Below are 16,809 nucleotides of genomic sequence, written 5' to 3' on the forward strand. Positions count from 1 at the left end.
CCGAGCGGTGGCGCCCGGGCGGGGTCGCGCGCACGCGTCCGCAACGCTTTGCACCGCTGCCGGCCGGCCGGTGGGGGCGGCGCTCCCACGGGTGGTCCGGCCGGTGGTCCGGACCTACGGAGGGAGCCGGCCGGACGGTGTCCCCGGACCCGTCGAGGGGCCGTCTACGGGTGCTCCACCATCAGGCCGACCGGAGGCACGTACGGAATCCGGAGCGCGTCGTGGCGGTCGGGAACGCGGAACCGTCCACCGACCCGTGCAGCGAGCCGGGCACCGCCCGCGCACGGGCTTCCGCACACACCTTCGACGGAATGCGACATTCCCCTGGTGATGCAATGGAATTGGCGCATAATCGTCGACATGCGGCTCGAAGCATCCCTGTGGCCGCACCTGGTCACGCATGCAATGGGGGGCATCGTGCCGATGGGGGAATCCAGGGCGTCCGGCATGGCCGGATCCGCCGGAACACTGCTGCCTGCCACGTCCACCGAGCTGTCCGTCCTGCTCACCGCCGTGCGCCGGGGCCGGGTCCTCACCGTCACGGGACGGTTCCGCGAACCGCGGAGCCTGCTGGTCCGGGACATCGCCCTGAGGCTCGCCTCGAACTTCTGCGACGGAACCGCCGTCATCGCCGTCCGGCACGACGGCAGCGTCCGCGAACTCGTGGACGCGCTGGGTTGCCTGCCCGGGATGCCCTTCCTGCCGTGCGGCACGGCGAACGCCACCTCGTGGCTCGCGGAACGGGACATGCTCCTCGTGCTGGACGACTGCGACCGGCTGGCCCCGCGGACCCTGGTGTGGCTCCGCGCACTGCTCGACGTCGCACCGGGACTGCGGGTGCTGGCCGCCGGTCGTCAGCCGCTCGCCGTCGGCCAGGGCCGGGTGCACCGGCTCTGACGGGAACCGCGTCCACCCGCCGGCCAAGGCGTTCACCCTGCCGGCGACGGCGTTCACCCGCGCGGTACACCCGCGCCACACTGCCGCCACAGCACTGCCACGGCACCGACATGCGGGGTCCATTGAGTGCGGCGACCTCGACTCCTAGGGTCTGACCTGCGGGTTTCGGCGCGGCTTCGGCCTGCCCCGAGCCCCGGTACGTACGTCATCCCGCCCCGCACGTACAGGAGACCCTCGTGAGCGAGCACCCCAGCACGCCCCGCGCCGGCGCGGTCGGCCGGCGCGGCTTCCTCGCCGGAGCCGCCGCCGTCGCCGCCTCCGCGGCGGCTCCGGCCGGCCTCGCGCAGGCCGCGCCGACCGGTTCCGGGACGTCGGCCGCCCGGCCGAACATCCTGCTGATCGTCACCGACGACCATCCCAAGCACACCGAGTGGGCGCTCCCGAAGACCATCGCCTGGCTCGGCGGCCAGGGCGTCACCTTCACCCACGGCCACTCGGCGACCCCGCTGTGCGCGCCCTCGCGCTCGTCCGTGTTCTCCGGCAAGCACGCGCACCACCACGGCGTCCGCAACAACGCGGCCTCGCACAGCCTCGACCAGTCCACGACCGTGCAGCGCCACCTGAAGCAGGCCGGTTACCGCACCGGGCTGTTCGGCAAGTACCTCAACTCCTGGGCGCTGGAGGACAATCCGCCGCACTTCGAGGAGTGGGCGCTGCTCCAGCCCGGTTACAACGACGCCCGCTGGAACGTCGACGGAACCGTGCGGCGGATCGACGGCTACACCACCAACATCATCAAGAACCGGACCCTGGACTTCATCGACAAGGCGGCCACCGACAACCGGCCCTGGTTCGCGTACGTGACCCCGTACGCCTCCCACGCGCCGAACGTCCCGGCGCCCAAGTACGCCGAGACGCCCGTGCCCGCCTGGAACGGCCGCCCCTCCGTCCCGGAGGCGGACCGCTCCGACAAGCCGGCGTACATCCGCGACGCCACGGGCACCCTCGACGACGCGCGGGAGCTGCGCACGCGCCAGCTGCGCAGCCTGCTGTCCGTGGACGACGCCGTCGAGGCGATCCGTGCCCGGCTGGCCTCGACGGGTCAGTTGGAGAACACGCTCGTCGTCTTCACCGGTGACAACGGCTACACGTGGGCCGACCACGGCTGGCTGAAGAAGTCCGTGCCCTACTCCCCCGCCCACGAGGTGCCGTTCTACCTGTCCTGGCCGGCCGGCGGGCTCGGCTCCGGAACCACCGACGGCCGGATCGTCGCCAACATCGACATCGCGCCGACCCTCCTCGACGCCGCAGGTGTCCCGCGGCCCGCCGGGCAGGACGGCCAGTCCCTGCTCGGCAACGCCTCCCGCGACCACCTGCTGGTCCAGTGGTGGAAGCAGGGCACGGGCGGGACCGGGCCGAAGACCTGGGCCTCGTACGTGGCCAAGGACAAGCAGTACACCGAGTACTACGACCTGCACACCGACGCCACCGGCGCCGTGTCCGGCACGGGGCAGGTCACCTTCCGCGAGTACTACGACCTGGCCGCCGACCCCCACCAGCTGCGGAACCTGCTGCACCAGGCCACTCCGCAGCAGGAACAGGCCCTCGGAATACCGGCCCTGGCGGCCCGGCTGGCCGCGGACCGCGCCGCCTGACGCCTGGCGCCGGTTGTCGGGAGTCGGTGTCGGGCGTCGGTGTCGGGCGTCGGTGTCGGGAGTCACCGGTGTCCGGCCACCGCGCGACGCCCGGCTCCGGCTCGGACCGGGTGGGGCGCCCGGATCCGCCGCACCCGAACCCGACCGCGTGAACACGCGTGCACCCGCATGAATCCTTCAGGAGAGACCTCCGCATGACGCCGAAACCCTGCTGCACCCCCGTCCGGGAAGCCACCGCCGCCGTCACCGCCGCCGTCACCGCCCCGTCGCGGCCGCGGCCGCTCGCGGACCCGGCGGCCGGGCGGGCCGCGCGCGGTCTCGTCGACCTCCCCGGAGGGCGCTTCCTGATGGGTGCCGAGGACCCGGACGGCTTCGCCGCAGACGGCGAGGGACCCGTCCGGGAGGCGGTGGTCGGGGCGTTCCGCATCGCCCCGACCACCGTCACCAACGCGCAGTTCGCCTCGTTCGTGAAGGCCACCGGGCACGTCACGGAAGCCGAGTCCTTCGGCTTCAGCTTCGTCTTCGCCGGTTTCCTCGACGCCGAACTCGCGGCGCTCTCCCCGGCGGTGGCGGGAACGCCCTGGTGGCGGGCGGTGTCCGGAGCCGACTGGCGCCGCCCGGAAGGGCCCGGCACCTCCTTCGCCGCCCGCCAGGAGCACCCCGTCGTGCACGTGTCCTGGAACGACGCGCAGGCGTACTGCGCCTGGTCGGGGACCCGGCTGCCCACGGAGACCGAGTGGGAGTACGCGGCGCGCGGTGGTCTGGAGCGGCGCCGCTACCCCTGGGGTGACGAACTCCGCCCGGACGGCCGGTACATGTGCAACATCTGGAACGGCGACTTCCCCCGGCACAACACCCGGGCGGACGGCTACGCGGGCACCGCGCCGGCCAAGTCCTTCCGGCCCAACGGGTACGGGCTCTACAACACGGTCGGCAACGTGTGGGAGTGGTGCGCCGACCGGTTCGCTCCGGCGGGCCCGGAGCGGTCGATGCGGGGCGGCTCCCACATGTGCCACGACTCGTACTGCAACCGGTACCGGGTCGCCGCCCGCACCCGCAACACCCCCGACAGTTCCTCCGGCAACATCGGCTTCCGGGTGGCGGGCTCCCGAACGGCTTAAGTCGCAGGTAGGGGGTGCCTTGATACCTCGGACCGATTGACGCCCACCGGGGGCCGAGCGCGATGATCGTGGGGTCGGCTCGACCATCGAGGGGGGCGGTTGCGCATGTGGGGAAAGTGGATCGGTTGCACGGTGCCGGTGGCGGCGCGGGGCAGGTTCGGGTCCGCTCAGCGGGCCTGGGCGGCGATCGGTGACGAAGAAGGTCTGATCGGGCAGGTGGGCGGTTGGGACCGGGAAACCGGTGAAGCCCGGATCCTGGGGCTGTGGAGCGACTCCGAGTCCTACGCACGCTTCATGCGTGAGCGGCACGACGAGGTGGCCGCCCTGAGCGGCCGGGGCGGCGCCTCCTACAGCGCGATCGAGACCGCCACGGGTGGGACCGTCCTCGAAATGGCCGGCGAGGCGGCGGACCTGCGCCGCGCCTTCGAGGGCGCGGGACTGCTGCGGGTCGCCGACTGCCGGGTGCTGCCGGGCCGGGCGGAACGCTTCCTGGACGCGCAGCGCCGCGTATGGGGACCGGGCATGGCCGCGGCGGGCGGTATGCGGGCGGGAGTGGTCACCCGACTCGCCCCGGACCGGTACCTGGTCACCACCCTCTGGTCCGACCTCACCGCTCACGACCGCTACCGCACGGCGCACTTCCCGGCGCTGCGCGCTCGCGCCAGGCCATCCGACCAGCTCCGCTCGATGACCGGGCACCTCATACCCCTGGAACGGGACTGGTGCGTGGTGGCCGCCGCCCACCGCTGATCCGTCGGGCGGGCGTCCCGGGACCGCAGCGGCGGGGCGAGGGGGGGACGGCCCGCGGACCCGGAGGCGCGGGAGGGCGCGCCGGCGCGGGATCCGGGGCCCGGGGGCGCCGATTCCCTGCCGGGTGTCACGGTTGCCGGGGCTCGGGCCGCCACTCCTCGGCCGGCAGCCCGAGGATCACCTCGTCGACGAAGGCACCGCTCACCCACGCGGAGCGTCGTAGCGTCCCCTCCAGGACGAAGCCGGACCGCAGGGCGGCGCCGATCATCGCCGCGTTGTCGGCGAGGGTGTCGACCTGGAGCCGGTGCAGTCCGCGCACGGTGAACCCGTACCGGCACAGCAGTTGTACGACCTCGGCGCCGAATCCCCGGCCGCGACAGCCCGGGCGCAGCGAGATCCCGAGGTGCGCGCCGCGGTTGTGGGTGTCGATGCCCCACAGGAGGGCGTCGCCCGCCAGTTCGCCCGAGGCCAGGTCGACGACGGAGAAGACCACCGCGTCGTCGGTGGGCGCGGCCGGTTCGTACGGGGAGTGTCCGCCGGAGGCGCTCAGCGGGCGCCAGGGCCGGGAGTCGGCGCGCGAGCGGGTCGCGACGTCCTCGTGGAGCTCCGCGTGGAGCACGGGTACGTCTTCGGGGAGCCGGGCGCGCAGCCCGGTCAGCTTTCCTCGGATCATCCGGTCTTACTAGCCGCAGGACCCTCCGGTCCACAACCGGGTTTGCGGGGCGCGGCGGGTACGGGTCCGCCCCGGCCGGGCGTGGTGCCGGCCGGGGCGGTTCCGTGTGCGGGGGTCCCGGGGTGAGCCGGGATCCGGACTCAGCCCAGGATCGAGAGCGCCTGGTTCAGGGTCGCGGACGGCCGCATGATCGCCGCGGCCTTGGCGGCATCGGGCTGGAAGTACCCGCCGATGTCGGCCGGGGAGCCCTGGACGGCGATGAGCTCGTCGACGATGGTCTGCTCCTGCTCGGCCAGCGTCTTGGCGAGGGCGCCGAACGCGGCGGCCAGCTCGGCGTCGTCGGTCTGCTTGGCCAGCTCCTGCGCCCAGTACAGGGCGAGGTAGAAGTGGCTGCCGCGGTTGTCGATGCCGCCCAGCTTGCGGCTCGGCGACTTGTCCTCGTTGAGGAAGGTGCCGGTGGCGCGGTCCAGGGTGTCGGCCAGCACCTGGGCGCGGGCGTTGCCGGTGGTGGTCGCGAGGTGCTCGAAGGAGACGGCCAGCGCGAGGAACTCACCGAGGGAGTCCCAGCGCAGGTAGTTCTCCTTGACGAGCTGCTGGACGTGCTTCGGGGCGGAGCCGCCGGCGCCGGTCTCGAAGAGTCCGCCGCCGTTCATCAGCGGGACGACCGACAGCATCTTGGCGCTGGTGCCCAGCTCCAGGATCGGGAAGAGGTCGGTCAGGTAGTCGCGCAGCACGTTGCCGGTGACGGAGATGGTGTCCTCGCCGCGGCGGATGCGCTCCAGGGAGTACGCGGTGGCCTCGACCGGGGACAGGATCTCGATGGTGAGACCGTCGGTGTCGTGGTCGGCGAGGTACGTCTTGACCTTGGCGATCAGCTGCGCGTCGTGGGCGCGGCCCTCGTCCAGCCAGAAGACGGCCGGGACGCCGGTGGCGCGGGCGCGGGTGACGGCGAGCTTGACCCAGTCCTGGATCGGCGCGTCCTTGGTCTGGCAGGCGCGGAAGATGTCGCCCTTGGCGACGTCCTGCTCCAGGACCGTGTTGCCCGCGGCGTCGACGAGGCGGACGGTGCCCGCTGCGGCGATCTCGAAGGTCTTGTCGTGGCTGCCGTACTCCTCGGCCTTCTGGGCCATGAGGCCGACGTTCGGCACCGAGCCCATCGTGGACGGGTCGTAGGCGCCGTTGGCGCGGCAGTCGTCGACGACTGCCTGGTAGACACCGGCGTAGCTGCTGTCCGGGAGGACGGCGAGGGTGTCGGCCTCGGCGCCGTCCGGGCCCCACATGTGGCCGGAGGTGCGGATCATGGCCGGCATCGAGGCGTCGACGATGACGTCGGACGGGACGTGCAGGTTCGTGATGCCCTTGTCGGAGTCGACCATGGCGAGGGCCGGGCCCTCGGCGATCTCGGCGTCGATCGAGGCCTTGATCGCGTCGCCGTCGGGCAGGGCGGCCAGGCCGTTCAGGACGGCGCCGAGGCCGTCGTTCGGGGACAGGCCGGCGGCCGCGAGGGTCTCGCCGTAGCGCGCGAAGGTCTTCGGGAGGAAGGCGCGGACCACGTGACCGAAGATGATCGGGTCGGAGACCTTCATCATCGTGGCCTTGAGGTGCACGGAGAACAGGACGTCCTCGGCCTTGGCACGCTCGATCTGGTCGTTGAGGAAGGTGCGCAGGGCGTCGACGTGCAGGACGGACGCGTCCACGACCTCACCGGCGAGGACCGGTACGGACTCGCGCAGCACGGTGGTGGTGCCGTCGGCGGCGACGTGCTCGATGCGCAGGGTGCCGGCCTCGGAGATCACGGTGGACTTCTCGGTGGAGCGGAAGTCGTTCGCGCCCATGGTGGCGACGTTCGTCTTCGACTCGGAGGTCCAGGCGCCCATGCGGTGCGGGTGGGCCTTGGCGTAGTTCTTCACCGAGGCGGGGGCGCGGCGGTCGGAGTTGCCCTCGCGCAGGACCGGGTTGACGGCGCTGCCCTTGACCTTGTCGTAGCGGGCGCGGATCTCGCGCTCCTCGTCGGTCTTCGGGTCGTCCGGGTAGTCCGGAAGGGCGTAGCCCTGGGCCTGGAGCTCGACGACCGCGGCCTTCAGCTGCGGGATCGAGGCCGAGATGTTGGGAAGCTTGATGATGTTGGCTTCGGGGGTCTTCGCCAGTTCGCCGAGCTCGGCGAGGGCGTCGGCGATCCGCTGGCTCTCCTCAAGGTGCTCGGGGAAGCTGGCGATGATCCGACCGGCCAGGGAGATGTCACGGGTCTCGACATTCACACCGGCCGTCGACGCGTACGCCTGGATCACAGGCAGGAACGAATACGTCGCGAGGGCCGGGGCCTCGTCAGTGTGCGTGTAGATGATGGTCGAGTCAGTCACCGGATGCTCCGCTCCACAGTCTGCGTCTCTCGTCTGCAACATTGCTCGACATCAAGATATCTCGTGATCGGGCCGGCCTGGACAGCCCCCTGCCCCAAGTCGGACGAGACGCGTATCACCTTCGGAAGGAACGGGGACGGAACGGGGGCGGAACCGCCGCTGAGCGCCGCCGAACGGCTCCGGAACGGCTGCGGACGGGCCGCGGAGCGACGAAGGCGCCGCCGTCGACCGTGACCGGTCGGCGGCGGCGCCGGGAGAGCGGGTCGTTCAGGCGTGGATCTGCTTGGGGCTCGCGCCGTACACGTTGGGTCCGGCGTCGCCCTCGGTGGCCATGAGGACGATCATCCAGATCCAGCCGACGAACGGGATCAGGCCGACCAGGTACCACCATCCGGACCTGCCGGTGTCGTGCAGCCGCCGGACGCTGAGGCCCAGCGTGGGAAGGAACACGGCCAGGGTGTAGATCCAGGTGATGACCGGGTAGCTGCCCAGGGCGAAGTCGATGACCGTCAGGACGATGACGACCGGGATGGTGCACAGGACGAACATCCAGTATTCCTGGCGGCGCGATCGGCCGTTGAAGTCCGCGTAGCGCTTGATGACGTCGACGTAGTAGTTCACGAGTCCCCCCTAAGGACGGCATCGACGGCCCCGCCCACCGGAAGGGGCCGGGCCGGATTTATGCCCTCGGGGCGATGCACCCAAGCCACTTCCGGGGAGCAAAATTTGGCCACCACCCTTGGTTTCGAAGGGAGTTGGGACAACCTTCGGCGGCCGGGGCGGGTGGTGCGGAGGTGGCTCGGGTGGCGGCTCAGCCGATGTGGAAGGGGTCTCCGTAGACCTTCCAGTCGAGCGGGGTGTTGAGGTTCAGGTTGCCCTTCTTCAGGAAGACGCGTTGGGCGGTGTCGACGCGGCTGGTGTCGCTGTGCGCCTCCTCCTGCTTCATCGCCCGGACGCGGGCGTCGAGGAAGGCGTTGAGCCAGGTCGTCTCGTTGCCCCCCTGGGCCGGGGGCTTGGCCTTGGTGAGGGCGCGCTTGCGGATGTTGCGGAAGCTGGTGGAGTCGGTGCCGTCCCCGTGCATGACGATGGCGTCGTAGTAGATGAACTGGCCGAGGGTTCCGACGCCGTCCGTCTTGCCCTGCTTGACCGACGGGTTGAAGTAGACCCGGTCGCGCTCGTGGTCCTGGGCCTTCTTGAACTCGGCGTCCTGCGCCGCCCTGGCCCAGTCCTTGGTGAAGTTGGGGTCGAGGCCCGCGTGCGAGTCGCTGCCGTCGACGGCGCGCAGGGCCGGCAGGTACTTGGCGAGCACGTTGCCCGGCTTGACCTGGGTGTAGTGCTCGACGAGGTCGAGCATGTCGCCGGTGCCGGAGCAGAAGCCGATGATCCCGGCGGTGTAGCCGCGACCGTCGCCTATGTCCTCGATGTACTTGTACTGCGCCTGCCAGTCCAGCGAGGAGTTCTCGGCGCTGGAGACGATCCGCATGGCGATGTCCTTCTTCGCCGGGTCGTCGAGCCCCGTGGCGGCGGTCGCCACGGCCGTCGCGGGGGCGGGTGCGGACGCCGGGGTCGCGGTGGCGTGCGCCGCGACCGGGGCCGTGAGCAGGGCCGCGCCGAGCAGGGCGCCGATCGTCATCGTCTTGCGGTGAGGGGTGAACACAAGGCCTCCGTACGGTGGTTGAGGCTTCCCGATTCCGTTAGGAAACTTTCCTACCAGATATCCGAGGGCGCCGACACCCCCTGCGGACCATCTGCGGAAGAAACCAATCCGCACGCGCCCCGGCTCCGAAGTCCTTCATGACCGCCGCCGTCAGCCACCCGGAGGACCCGCCATGACCCGAACGCGACCGCGCCCCGCACGGCACGGGCGGAGGGGAGGGGCGTGAGGCAGTCCATCCCCTTCGGCGCCCCGCAGGAACGGTCCGCCCCCGACCTCCCGGCCCTGATGGAGCTGGTCGCGCGCGGTGACCAGGACGCCTTCGCCGCGCTGTACGACGTGATCGCGGGCCCCGTGCACGGCATCGTCGTCAAGGTGCTGCGGGACCGGGCGCAGTCCGAGGAGGTCGCCCAGGAGGTGTTGATCGAGGTCTGGCGGCAGGCCCCGCGCTATCGACCGGACAAGGGCGGCGTCATGACCTGGGTGCTGACGATCGCGCACCGCCGCGCCGTGGACCGGGTGCGTTCCGCGCAGGCCGCGACGGCCCGCGAACAGGACACCGCGTCGCGCGAGCACGCCCGCCCGTACGACGAGGTGAGCGAACAGGTGGAGACCCGGCTCGAAAGCGAGCAGGTACGGCGCTGCGTGCGCGGCCTGACCGACCTGCAACGGCAGGCCGTGAACCTGGCCTACTACGGCGGCCTGACCTACCGCGAGGTGGCCGAGACGCTGAACACCCCGCTACCCACGGTCAAGACTCGGCTGCGCGACGGACTGATCCGGCTGCGCGACTGCATGGGGGTCACGGCATGAGCCGCACCGGCACCGACTCGGAACAGCTCCACGCGCTCTCCGGGGCCTACGCCCTGAACGCGCTCGACCCCGGCGAACGGGACGCCTTCGAACGGCACCTGGAACGTTGCGCGCTGTGCACCCAGGACGTACGGGAGTTCTCGGCGACGGCGGCCCGGCTCGGTTCCGCGGTCGCCCTGCCCGCCCCGCCCGGGATGCGGCGAACGGTCCTCGCCCGCATCGACGGGGTGCGCCAGCAACCCCCGGCGCGGCGGAGCATCGTGGCGCTGCGCCGCCGGGCCCTGCCGCTGGCCCTCGCGGCCTGCCTGGCGGGGGCGCTGGCCCTCGGCGGGGCGGCGCTGCGCGAACACGAGCAGGCGCAGCGGACGGCGATCGCCCTCCAGGACCTGACCGCGGTGCTCTCCGCCCCGGACGCCCGTACGGTGAGCACCCGCCCCGGGTCCGGCATGACGGGGAAGGTGGTGGTGTCCGCGTCGCGCGACCGGGCGGCCTTCGTCAGTTCCGGGCTGCCCGCCGCTCCGGCGGGACGGACGTACCAGCTGTGGTTCGCCGACGGGTCGGTGATGCGGCCCGCCGGGCTGGTCCGCGCGGACGGCGCGGCCGTGTTGACGGGCCCCGTGGGGGGCGCGACGGCGGTCGGCCTGACCCTGGAGCCGTCGGGCGGATCGGCGCAGCCGACCACCCCGCCGCTGATGCTGCTGGCCCTGGGCCGCTGAGCCGGCCGCGGGGCGGGGCCTCCGGGGCCCCGCTCCGGCGGGCTCCCCTGCCGCCCCGCGGGGCCGGCGGCTCCGTCAGAGCCAGCCGTTGCGCCGGAAGCCGCGGTGGATGACGAAGCAGGCGACGGCCATGACGCCGAGGACCAGCGGGTAGCCGTAGGTCCAGCGCAGCTCGGGCATGTGGTCGAAGTTCATGCCGTAGACCCCGCAGACCATCGTGGGGACGGCGACGATCGCCGCCCAGGCGGTGATCTTGCGCATGTCCTCGTTCTGGGCGACCGTCACCTGCGCGAGGTGCGCCTGGAGGATGGAGTCCAGGAGGCCGTCGTAGGCGCCGATCTGCTCGGTGGCGCGCGTCAGGTGGTCGGCCACGTCACGGAAGTAGGCGCGGATCTCCGGCGGGATGACCGGTATCGGCTGCGTGGCCAGCTGTTCGAGCGGCCGGCCCAGCGGGGCCACCGCCCGCCGCAGTTCGAGGAGTTCCCGCTTGAGCTGGTAGATGCGGCCCGCGTCGCCCCGGCCGCCGTGCTCGCTGAACACCGCCGTCTCCACGGCGTCCATGTCGCTCTGCACCGCGTCCGTGACGGCCACGTAGTCGTCGACGACGTGGTCCGCCATGGCGTGGAGCACCGCCGCCGGGCCCTTCGCCAACTGCTCCGGCTCCGCTTCGAGCGCTTCGCGGACGGGGCCGAGGGTGCCGCGCCCGCCGTGCCGGATGGTGATGACGAAGTCCGTACCGACGAAGGCCATCATCTCGCCGGTCTCGACGACCTCGCTGGTCGCGGTCAGTTCCTCGTGCTCGACGTAGCGGACGGTCTTGAACACGGCGAAGAGGGTGTCGTCGTAGCGCTCCACCTTGGGCCGCTGGTGCGCGTTGACGGCGTCCTCGACGGCGAGCGGGTGCAGGCCGAAGAGACCGGCCAGCCCGGCGAGCTCCTCCTGGGAGGGTTCGTGGAGGCCGATCCACACGAATCCGTCGCCCGCCTTGCGGACCCGGCGCAGGGCCTCGTCGGCCTCCGCGCAGCCGTCCTGACGGATGCCGTCGAGGTAGACCACGCAGTTGACGACGGCGCTGCCGAGCGGGGAGCGGGCGGGGTGGCTGAGGTCGACGGCCCGCCGGTAGCCGCGGCGCACGGCCCGGCGCAGGCTGCTGAACATGGACAACGGCGTACTCCCCTTCGGCGGATCAGCGGCCAGTCTGCCACCGTCACGGCCGACCTCGGCGCAGCCCCGCGTCCGGCGCCCCACGAACCGGGGCCCCGCGCCGGCCGGCGGCCCGTCGGTCAGCCGCGGTCCACGAAGACGCTGGTGGACTTGACCCGGGCGGTGGCCCGGGCGCCCACCTCCAGGCCCAGTTCCTCGACCGCCTCCCGGGTGAGGAGGGACACGATCCGGTGCGGTCCGGCCTGGATCTCGACCTGGGCGTCGACGGTGCCGAGCAGTACGCCGGTGACGATGCCCGGGAAGGAGTTGCGCACCGAGGTGGACGCGGCCTCCTCGCCCTCCGTGCCGTCCTGCGCGGCTTCCACGCAGAACGCGGCCAGGTCCGGCCCGTCCACCATGCGCCGGGTTCCCTCGCGCCGGGTGGGGAACCGGTCGGCGTCGGCCCACCGGCGGGCGGTGTCGACGCTGACGCCCAGCAGCCGGGCGGCCTGGCCGATCGTGTAGGACTCCATGCCGGAAGCCTAGGGCCTGTCGTCAAACTCCCCTCCGCCTCGCGCCGTCCGGCGGGAGCAGGGATTCCAGGGCGGCCTGCGCGACGATCGACGCGACCGCGGCCAGCGCCGGCGAGTCCAACTTCCACTGTTGCCAGTACAGCGGGACGTCCAACGGCGGCGCGGGTTCCAGCGGCACCAGCGCACCCGTCCCCAGCAGGGGCAGGGCCTGCGGCTCGGGGACCAGGCCCCACCCGAGTCCGGCGACCACCGCGTCGCGGAACCCCTCCGAGGTCGGGATCTGATGGCGTGCGGCCGAGGCCCCGGCGAAGCCCCCCGTCAACGTGCGCACGTAGCCGTCCTGGAGCTCGTCGCGCCGGTCGAAGACGATCACCGGCGCCCCGCCGAGGTCCCGTGCCCGCGCGCCCGTCAGGTGTCGGGCGACGAAGGCGGGGCTCGCCACGGGGAGGTAGCGGGCCAGGCCCAGGGTCCGTACGGTGCACCCCGCGACCGGGTCGGGCGAGGAGGTGACGGCGGCCATCACCTGTCCCTCCCGCAGCAGCGCCGTCGTGTGTGCCTCGTCCTCCCGGTACAGCTCGAAGCAGACCGGCGGGTCCTGCGGCACCCGCGTCAGCGCGGGCAGGAACCAGGTGGCCAGCGAGTCCGCGTTGACCGCGATCGGCAGGCGGATCGGGCCCTGCCCGTCGGCCATCCCCATCCCCAGTTCGGCGCGGGCGTCGCGTTCCAGCCGGGCCAGCTGCCGGGCGAACCGGATGACCACTTCCCCGGACTCGGTGGGTCGCACGGGCTTCGTCCGCATGAGCAGGACCCGGCCGGTGCGCTGTTCCAGGGCCTTCACGCGCTGGCTGACGGCGGACGGCGTCACGTGCAGGGCCGTGGCCGCCGCGTCGAAAGTGCCCTCGTCGACCACCGCGAGGAGGGTCCGTACCTGTTCGAGGGGAAGTTCATCCATCACGAACGCTAAGGGTACGTAAAAATCTTTAGCTGTACTGACGCCGCGCCGCTGCCTACCGTCGCTCACATGAACCACGGCATCACCACAGCAGCCCTGGCCGGCTTCGGCACCGGCCTCTCCCTCATCGTGGCCATCGGCGCGCAGAACGCCTTCGTCCTGCGCCAAGGCGCGCGCCGGCACGCCGTGTTCCCCGTCGTCGCCATCTGCGCCGTGTCGGACGCCCTCCTGATAGCCCTGGGCGTGGCCGGGGTCGGGGCTTTCGTCACCGCCTGGCCGGCCGCCCTGACGGCGGTCGGGATCGCCGGCGGCACGTTCCTGATCTGCTACGGACTGCTCGCCGCCCGCCGGGTGCTGCGCCCCGACCCGGGCGCGGCCCTCGGAACGGGCGGCGGCGCCTCCACCGGATCGGCCCGCGCGGCGGTGCTGACCTGCCTGGCCATGACCTGGCTCAACCCGCACGTCTACCTGGACACCGTCCTCCTGGTCGGCTCCCTGGCGGCGGAGCGCGGCGACCTGCGCTGGGCCTTCGGTACCGGCGCGATGGTTGCCAGCCTGACCTGGTTCGGGGCGCTCGGCTACGGCTCCCGGCTCCTCAGCCGTCCGCTGTCGAGGCCAAGCGCCTGGCGGGCGCTGGACGGACTGGTCGCCGCGACGATGGTCACGATGGGCGGAATGCTGCTCGCGCGGGCCTGAGGCCGTACCGCGCCGCCCTCCGCGGTCGTCACCGCTCCGGTCCGCCATCACCGTTCCGGTTCGCCGGGGCCGTTCCGGTCCGCCGGGGCCGATCCCGTCCGCCGTCACCGCTCCCGTCCGCCGGGGCCGTTCCGGGACTCCCGGCCGGCCGCCGGCGGCGCCGCGGCACCGATGCGGTAGGTACTGGTGATGTACCGATGCGCGGACCCGCCGCGCCCCGCGCGATCCCAGGAGCAGCAGCCGTGCACGACCGCCCGTCCTCGAATCCGGCCCCCTCCCCGGCGCCCCGGCGTTCGTCCGAGTCCGTGCGCGCCCACTACGCGCACCTGCCCTCGCCCCTCCTGGCCGCCACCGGCATCGTCCTGGACTCCCGCGGGAGGGTCCTCGTGCTGACCACCTCGTACAAGGAGGACCTCGAACTGCCCGGCGGCTCCGTCGAGGACACCGAGACCCCGGAACAGGGGCTGGCCCGGGAGCTGAAGGAGGAGCTCGGCCTCACCGTCCCGGTGGGCCGGTTGCTGGCCGTCGACTCCTGTCCGCCGGGCGCCCAGGGCCGCTCCCTCGTGGCGCACGTGCACCTCGTCGGCCCGCTCACGGACGCCGAGGCCGATGCCCTCGGCTTCCCGGACGGCGAGGTCACCCGGGCCGACTGGCTCACGCCCGAGGAGGCCGCCGCCGAGCTCCCCGCGCGGCTCGTACCCCGGCTGCGCGCCGCGCTGGCCGCCCTGTACTCCGGATCCCTCGCGCACCTGGCCGACGGGGTCCCCCAGCCGGGCTCCCCCGCCGGCCTCGACCCGGTCGACCGCGCCGCCCTGGAGCACGCGGGCCGGTTCGACGCGGCCGGGCACCGCGCGTCCCGCCCCAAGGCCCTCACCGCGGCGAACGTCCTGTTCACCGACGGGGACGGCCGCATCCTCCTCGTCCAGCCCGGCTACGGGGCCCCGGACCGTTGGCTGCTCCCCGGCGGCGGTGTCGACAGCGATCTCGGCGAAACCCCCCGGGAGGCCGCCGCGCGGGAGGTCCGCGAGGAGATCGGCCTGGACCGCGCCCCCGGCCGTCTCCTCGGCGTCAACTGGTCGCACCGCCCCGGCTACCCGGCCCGGGTCCGGTTCCTCTACGACGGCGGCGTCCTCGACGCCGACGAACTCGCCGGGATCCGGCTGCCGCCCGACGAGCTCGTGCGCTGGCGGACCGTACGCCGCAAGGAGTTGCGCGGCCTCGTCAAGGGTTCGCTGCGCCGCCAGATCAAGGCCTGCCTCGACGCCCTCGCGGACGGCACCGGGCCGCTGGAACTCCACGACGGGCGGCGCGTGCAGCCGGGCTGACGGGCAGCCGGCGTCCCGACCCGGCGTCGCGCCGCGCGGGGGCGCCGCCTACGATGCCGACATGCGTACGTGGGCGGGGCGAGCGGAGGGCGCCTTCGGTCTGCGCGCCTCCCTGCTGCTCGTCCTGGCGGTGCTGACCGGCCTCGTCGCCATGCACGGCCTGGGCCCGGCCCCCCTCGCGGTGGCCGCCCATCACGCGCCGGCCCACGCGCCGGGCCCCGGGGGTTCCGGGCACGGCACCCCGAGGGTGGACGCGGCGGCCGACCCGTGCGCGTGCGTCCACGCCGGTGATCCGCAGGACGGCCCGGGCGGTCACGCCGAGCACGCGGACGCCACCTGCGCCGCCCCCGGCACCAGCGGCGCGCCGGTCCTGCCCGAGCCCGCCGCCGCGCCGGGCGGGACCAGCGCCACCACGGCCGACCCGTTCGGCGTCCTCATCGGGGCGACGGCCTGCGGGCGCGCCCCTCCCTCACTGAGCGAACTCCAACTCCTGCGCGTATAGGGCTGCCCCGGCATGCCCGGCCCCGGGCCGCGTCGTCCCGCGACGACCCGGTCGTCCTCGACGACCGCCCCCGTGGCCGGTGTCCCCGCCCCGTGAGCCCCCATCCACCGAGCACGCCCTCGCGCGCGTGCCGCAGCACAGGAGCACCACCACCATGACCGCTCGACGTTCACTGTCGCACCGTACGTCCGTCGTCGTCGCCGCCACGGCCGCGGCCCTCGCCCTCACCGCCTGCGGCGGCGGGGACGGCGACCCGGCCCACGCCGGCCACGGCTCCGCCGCCACGGCCTCCGTGACGCCCTCCGCGTCCGCCGGAGCCGGTTCCACCGCCCGCAAGGGCGAGCACAACGCCGCCGACACTGCTTTCGCCCTCGGGATGATCCCCCACCACCGGCAGGCCCTGGAGATGGCCCGGCTCGCGCCGACCCGCGCGGGTGCGGCCGAGGTGAAGAAGCTCGCCGAGGAGATCGAGAAGGCCCAGGACCCTGAGATCAGGACCCTGTCGGGTTGGCTGACCTCCTGGGGCGAGCAGGTTCCCGCCGAGGGATCCGGGCACGGCGGGCACGACATGGCCAGGATGATGACGACCGGGGAGATGGACGGCCTGGCGAAGAGCTCCGGCGCCGCCTTCGACAAGGCGTTCCTGGAGCTGATGGTCAAGCACCACGAGGGCGCCGTGGCCATGGCCCGGACCGAGCAGGCCGGCGGCGCGTACGGACCGGCCAAGGAGATGGCCGGGTCCATCATCGGCTCCCAGAGCGCCGAGATCGCCCGGATGAAGTCGCTCCTCGGCACCGGCTGACCCTCCCCCGTGAACGGACGGACGCGGCCGGTCCCCGGACCGGCCGCGTCCCCGCCGGATTTCGGCCGTCGGGCGCCCGCAGCGGTCTCCACACGATCGCCCTGGGTCCGACGCGGCGGACCGGCTCGCTCCGCGTCCGGAACCGGCCGCTCCGCCGCAGGGGTCGTCGGTCGACCGGCCGCGGCATCTCAGCCCATGATCCGGGTCTGGCATATGC

Annotated in this window: 17 protein-coding genes; 10 read left to right on the top strand and 7 right to left on the bottom strand. The window is 73.1% G+C overall.

Going from position 1 to position 16,809, the window contains the following annotated elements; all coding sequences use genetic code 11:
- Positions 1-360: 360 nt before the first annotated feature.
- The 4 genes from ACFVS6_RS09955 (at position 361) to ACFVS6_RS09970 (ending at position 4,423) form a co-directional block, all read left to right on the top strand.
- Positions 361-897, top strand: coding sequence for a hypothetical protein (locus tag ACFVS6_RS09955; RefSeq protein WP_389702326.1), 537 nt, complete (start codon positions 361-363; stop codon positions 895-897).
- Positions 898-1,133: 236 nt separating this feature from the next.
- Positions 1,134-2,552 (top strand): sulfatase, encoded by a 1,419-nt coding sequence (locus tag ACFVS6_RS09960; RefSeq protein ID WP_389702328.1) that lies wholly within the window; start codon positions 1,134-1,136, stop codon positions 2,550-2,552.
- A gap of 194 nt (positions 2,553-2,746) precedes the next feature.
- Entirely contained in the window at positions 2,747-3,673 is a 927-nt protein-coding gene (locus ACFVS6_RS09965) for a formylglycine-generating enzyme family protein (RefSeq protein WP_389702330.1), read from the top strand.
- A 105-nt stretch (positions 3,674-3,778) separates the two neighbouring features.
- Positions 3,779-4,423, top strand: a complete 645-nt coding sequence (locus tag ACFVS6_RS09970; RefSeq protein ID WP_389702507.1) for a DUF4937 domain-containing protein — start codon at positions 3,779-3,781, stop codon at positions 4,421-4,423.
- A gap of 127 nt (positions 4,424-4,550) precedes the next feature.
- Here the strand turns inward: ACFVS6_RS09970 and ACFVS6_RS09975 are convergent, their stop codons facing one another.
- From ACFVS6_RS09975 to ACFVS6_RS09990, 4 genes are all read right to left on the bottom strand, one after another.
- Entirely contained in the window at positions 4,551-5,096 is a 546-nt protein-coding gene (locus ACFVS6_RS09975) for a GNAT family N-acetyltransferase (RefSeq protein WP_389702332.1), read from the bottom strand.
- A 140-nt stretch (positions 5,097-5,236) separates the two neighbouring features.
- Positions 5,237-7,456 (bottom strand): NADP-dependent isocitrate dehydrogenase, encoded by a 2,220-nt coding sequence (locus ACFVS6_RS09980; RefSeq protein WP_389702334.1) that lies wholly within the window; start codon positions 7,454-7,456, stop codon positions 5,237-5,239.
- A gap of 267 nt (positions 7,457-7,723) precedes the next feature.
- Entirely contained in the window at positions 7,724-8,077 is a 354-nt protein-coding gene (locus ACFVS6_RS09985) for a DUF805 domain-containing protein (RefSeq protein WP_389702336.1), read from the bottom strand.
- Between the two features lie 190 nt (positions 8,078-8,267).
- Entirely contained in the window at positions 8,268-9,089 is an 822-nt protein-coding gene (locus ACFVS6_RS09990; protein ID WP_389702509.1) for a chitosanase, read from the bottom strand.
- Positions 9,090-9,335: 246 nt separating this feature from the next.
- On the opposite strand from ACFVS6_RS09990, the gene ACFVS6_RS09995 reads away from it, so the two are divergent.
- Complete coding sequence (locus ACFVS6_RS09995; RefSeq protein ID WP_389702338.1) at positions 9,336-9,923, top strand: sigma-70 family RNA polymerase sigma factor; 588 nt, start codon at positions 9,336-9,338, stop codon at positions 9,921-9,923.
- On the top strand, positions 9,920-10,639 hold the full coding sequence (locus ACFVS6_RS10000) for an anti-sigma factor domain-containing protein (protein ID WP_389702340.1): 720 nt from the start codon (positions 9,920-9,922) through the stop codon (positions 10,637-10,639). Before ACFVS6_RS09995 ends, ACFVS6_RS10000 begins: the two co-directional genes overlap by 4 nt.
- 75 nt (positions 10,640-10,714) lie before the next feature.
- Here the strand turns inward: ACFVS6_RS10000 and corA are convergent, their stop codons facing one another.
- From corA to ACFVS6_RS10015, 3 genes are all read right to left on the bottom strand, one after another.
- Positions 10,715-11,797: a magnesium/cobalt transporter CorA gene (gene corA / locus ACFVS6_RS10005; RefSeq protein WP_389702342.1), complete on the bottom strand. Its 1,083-nt coding sequence runs from the start codon at positions 11,795-11,797 to the stop codon at positions 10,715-10,717.
- A gap of 125 nt (positions 11,798-11,922) precedes the next feature.
- On the bottom strand, positions 11,923-12,315 hold the full coding sequence (locus tag ACFVS6_RS10010) for a molybdopterin-binding protein (protein ID WP_389702344.1): 393 nt from the start codon (positions 12,313-12,315) through the stop codon (positions 11,923-11,925).
- 22 nt (positions 12,316-12,337) lie between these two features.
- On the bottom strand, positions 12,338-13,267 hold the full coding sequence (locus ACFVS6_RS10015; RefSeq protein ID WP_389702511.1) for a LysR family transcriptional regulator ArgP: 930 nt from the start codon (positions 13,265-13,267) through the stop codon (positions 12,338-12,340).
- Between the two features lie 69 nt (positions 13,268-13,336).
- Between ACFVS6_RS10015 and ACFVS6_RS10020 the strand changes: the two genes are divergently transcribed.
- The 4 genes from ACFVS6_RS10020 (at position 13,337) to ACFVS6_RS10035 (ending at position 16,592) form a co-directional block, all read left to right on the top strand.
- Entirely contained in the window at positions 13,337-13,963 is a 627-nt protein-coding gene (locus ACFVS6_RS10020; RefSeq protein ID WP_389702345.1) for a LysE/ArgO family amino acid transporter, read from the top strand.
- A gap of 242 nt (positions 13,964-14,205) precedes the next feature.
- Complete coding sequence (locus tag ACFVS6_RS10025) at positions 14,206-15,288, top strand: NUDIX domain-containing protein (RefSeq protein WP_389702347.1); 1,083 nt, start codon at positions 14,206-14,208, stop codon at positions 15,286-15,288.
- A 61-nt stretch (positions 15,289-15,349) separates the two neighbouring features.
- Positions 15,350-15,790, top strand: a complete 441-nt coding sequence (locus tag ACFVS6_RS10030; RefSeq protein WP_389702349.1) for a DUF6153 family protein — start codon at positions 15,350-15,352, stop codon at positions 15,788-15,790.
- 154 nt (positions 15,791-15,944) lie between these two features.
- Entirely contained in the window at positions 15,945-16,592 is a 648-nt protein-coding gene (locus ACFVS6_RS10035) for a DUF305 domain-containing protein (RefSeq protein ID WP_389702351.1), read from the top strand.
- The last annotated feature ends 217 nt before the right edge of the window (positions 16,593-16,809 follow it).

Source organism: Streptomyces sp. NPDC057939 (genome assembly GCF_042887545.1).
In the GTDB taxonomy this organism is placed as follows: Bacteria; Actinomycetota; Actinomycetes; order Streptomycetales; family Streptomycetaceae; genus Streptomyces.

Excerpts from the sequence above, each read along its gene's own strand:
- ACFVS6_RS09990 (WP_389702509.1), bottom strand. The coding sequence starts at position 9,089 with ATGACGATCGGCGCCCTGCTCGGCGCGGCCCTGCTCACGGCCCCGGTC.
- ACFVS6_RS10020 (WP_389702345.1), top strand. The coding sequence starts at position 13,337 with ATGAACCACGGCATCACCACAGCAGCCCTGGCCGGCTTCGGCACCGGC.
- corA (WP_389702342.1), bottom strand. The coding sequence starts at position 11,797 with ATGTTCAGCAGCCTGCGCCGGGCCGTGCGCCGCGGCTACCGGCGGGCC.
- ACFVS6_RS10010 (WP_389702344.1), bottom strand. The coding sequence starts at position 12,315 with ATGGAGTCCTACACGATCGGCCAGGCCGCCCGGCTGCTGGGCGTCAGC.
- ACFVS6_RS09975 (WP_389702332.1), bottom strand. The coding sequence starts at position 5,096 with ATGATCCGAGGAAAGCTGACCGGGCTGCGCGCCCGGCTCCCCGAAGAC.
- ACFVS6_RS09970 (WP_389702507.1), top strand. The coding sequence starts at position 3,779 with ATGTGGGGAAAGTGGATCGGTTGCACGGTGCCGGTGGCGGCGCGGGGC.
- ACFVS6_RS10035 (WP_389702351.1), top strand. The coding sequence starts at position 15,945 with ATGACCGCTCGACGTTCACTGTCGCACCGTACGTCCGTCGTCGTCGCC.
- ACFVS6_RS09965 (WP_389702330.1), top strand. The coding sequence starts at position 2,747 with ATGACGCCGAAACCCTGCTGCACCCCCGTCCGGGAAGCCACCGCCGCC.
- ACFVS6_RS10015 (WP_389702511.1), bottom strand. The coding sequence starts at position 13,267 with ATGGATGAACTTCCCCTCGAACAGGTACGGACCCTCCTCGCGGTGGTC.
- ACFVS6_RS09955 (WP_389702326.1), top strand. The coding sequence starts at position 361 with ATGCGGCTCGAAGCATCCCTGTGGCCGCACCTGGTCACGCATGCAATG.
- ACFVS6_RS10000 (WP_389702340.1), top strand. The coding sequence starts at position 9,920 with ATGAGCCGCACCGGCACCGACTCGGAACAGCTCCACGCGCTCTCCGGG.
- ACFVS6_RS10030 (WP_389702349.1), top strand. The coding sequence starts at position 15,350 with ATGCGTACGTGGGCGGGGCGAGCGGAGGGCGCCTTCGGTCTGCGCGCC.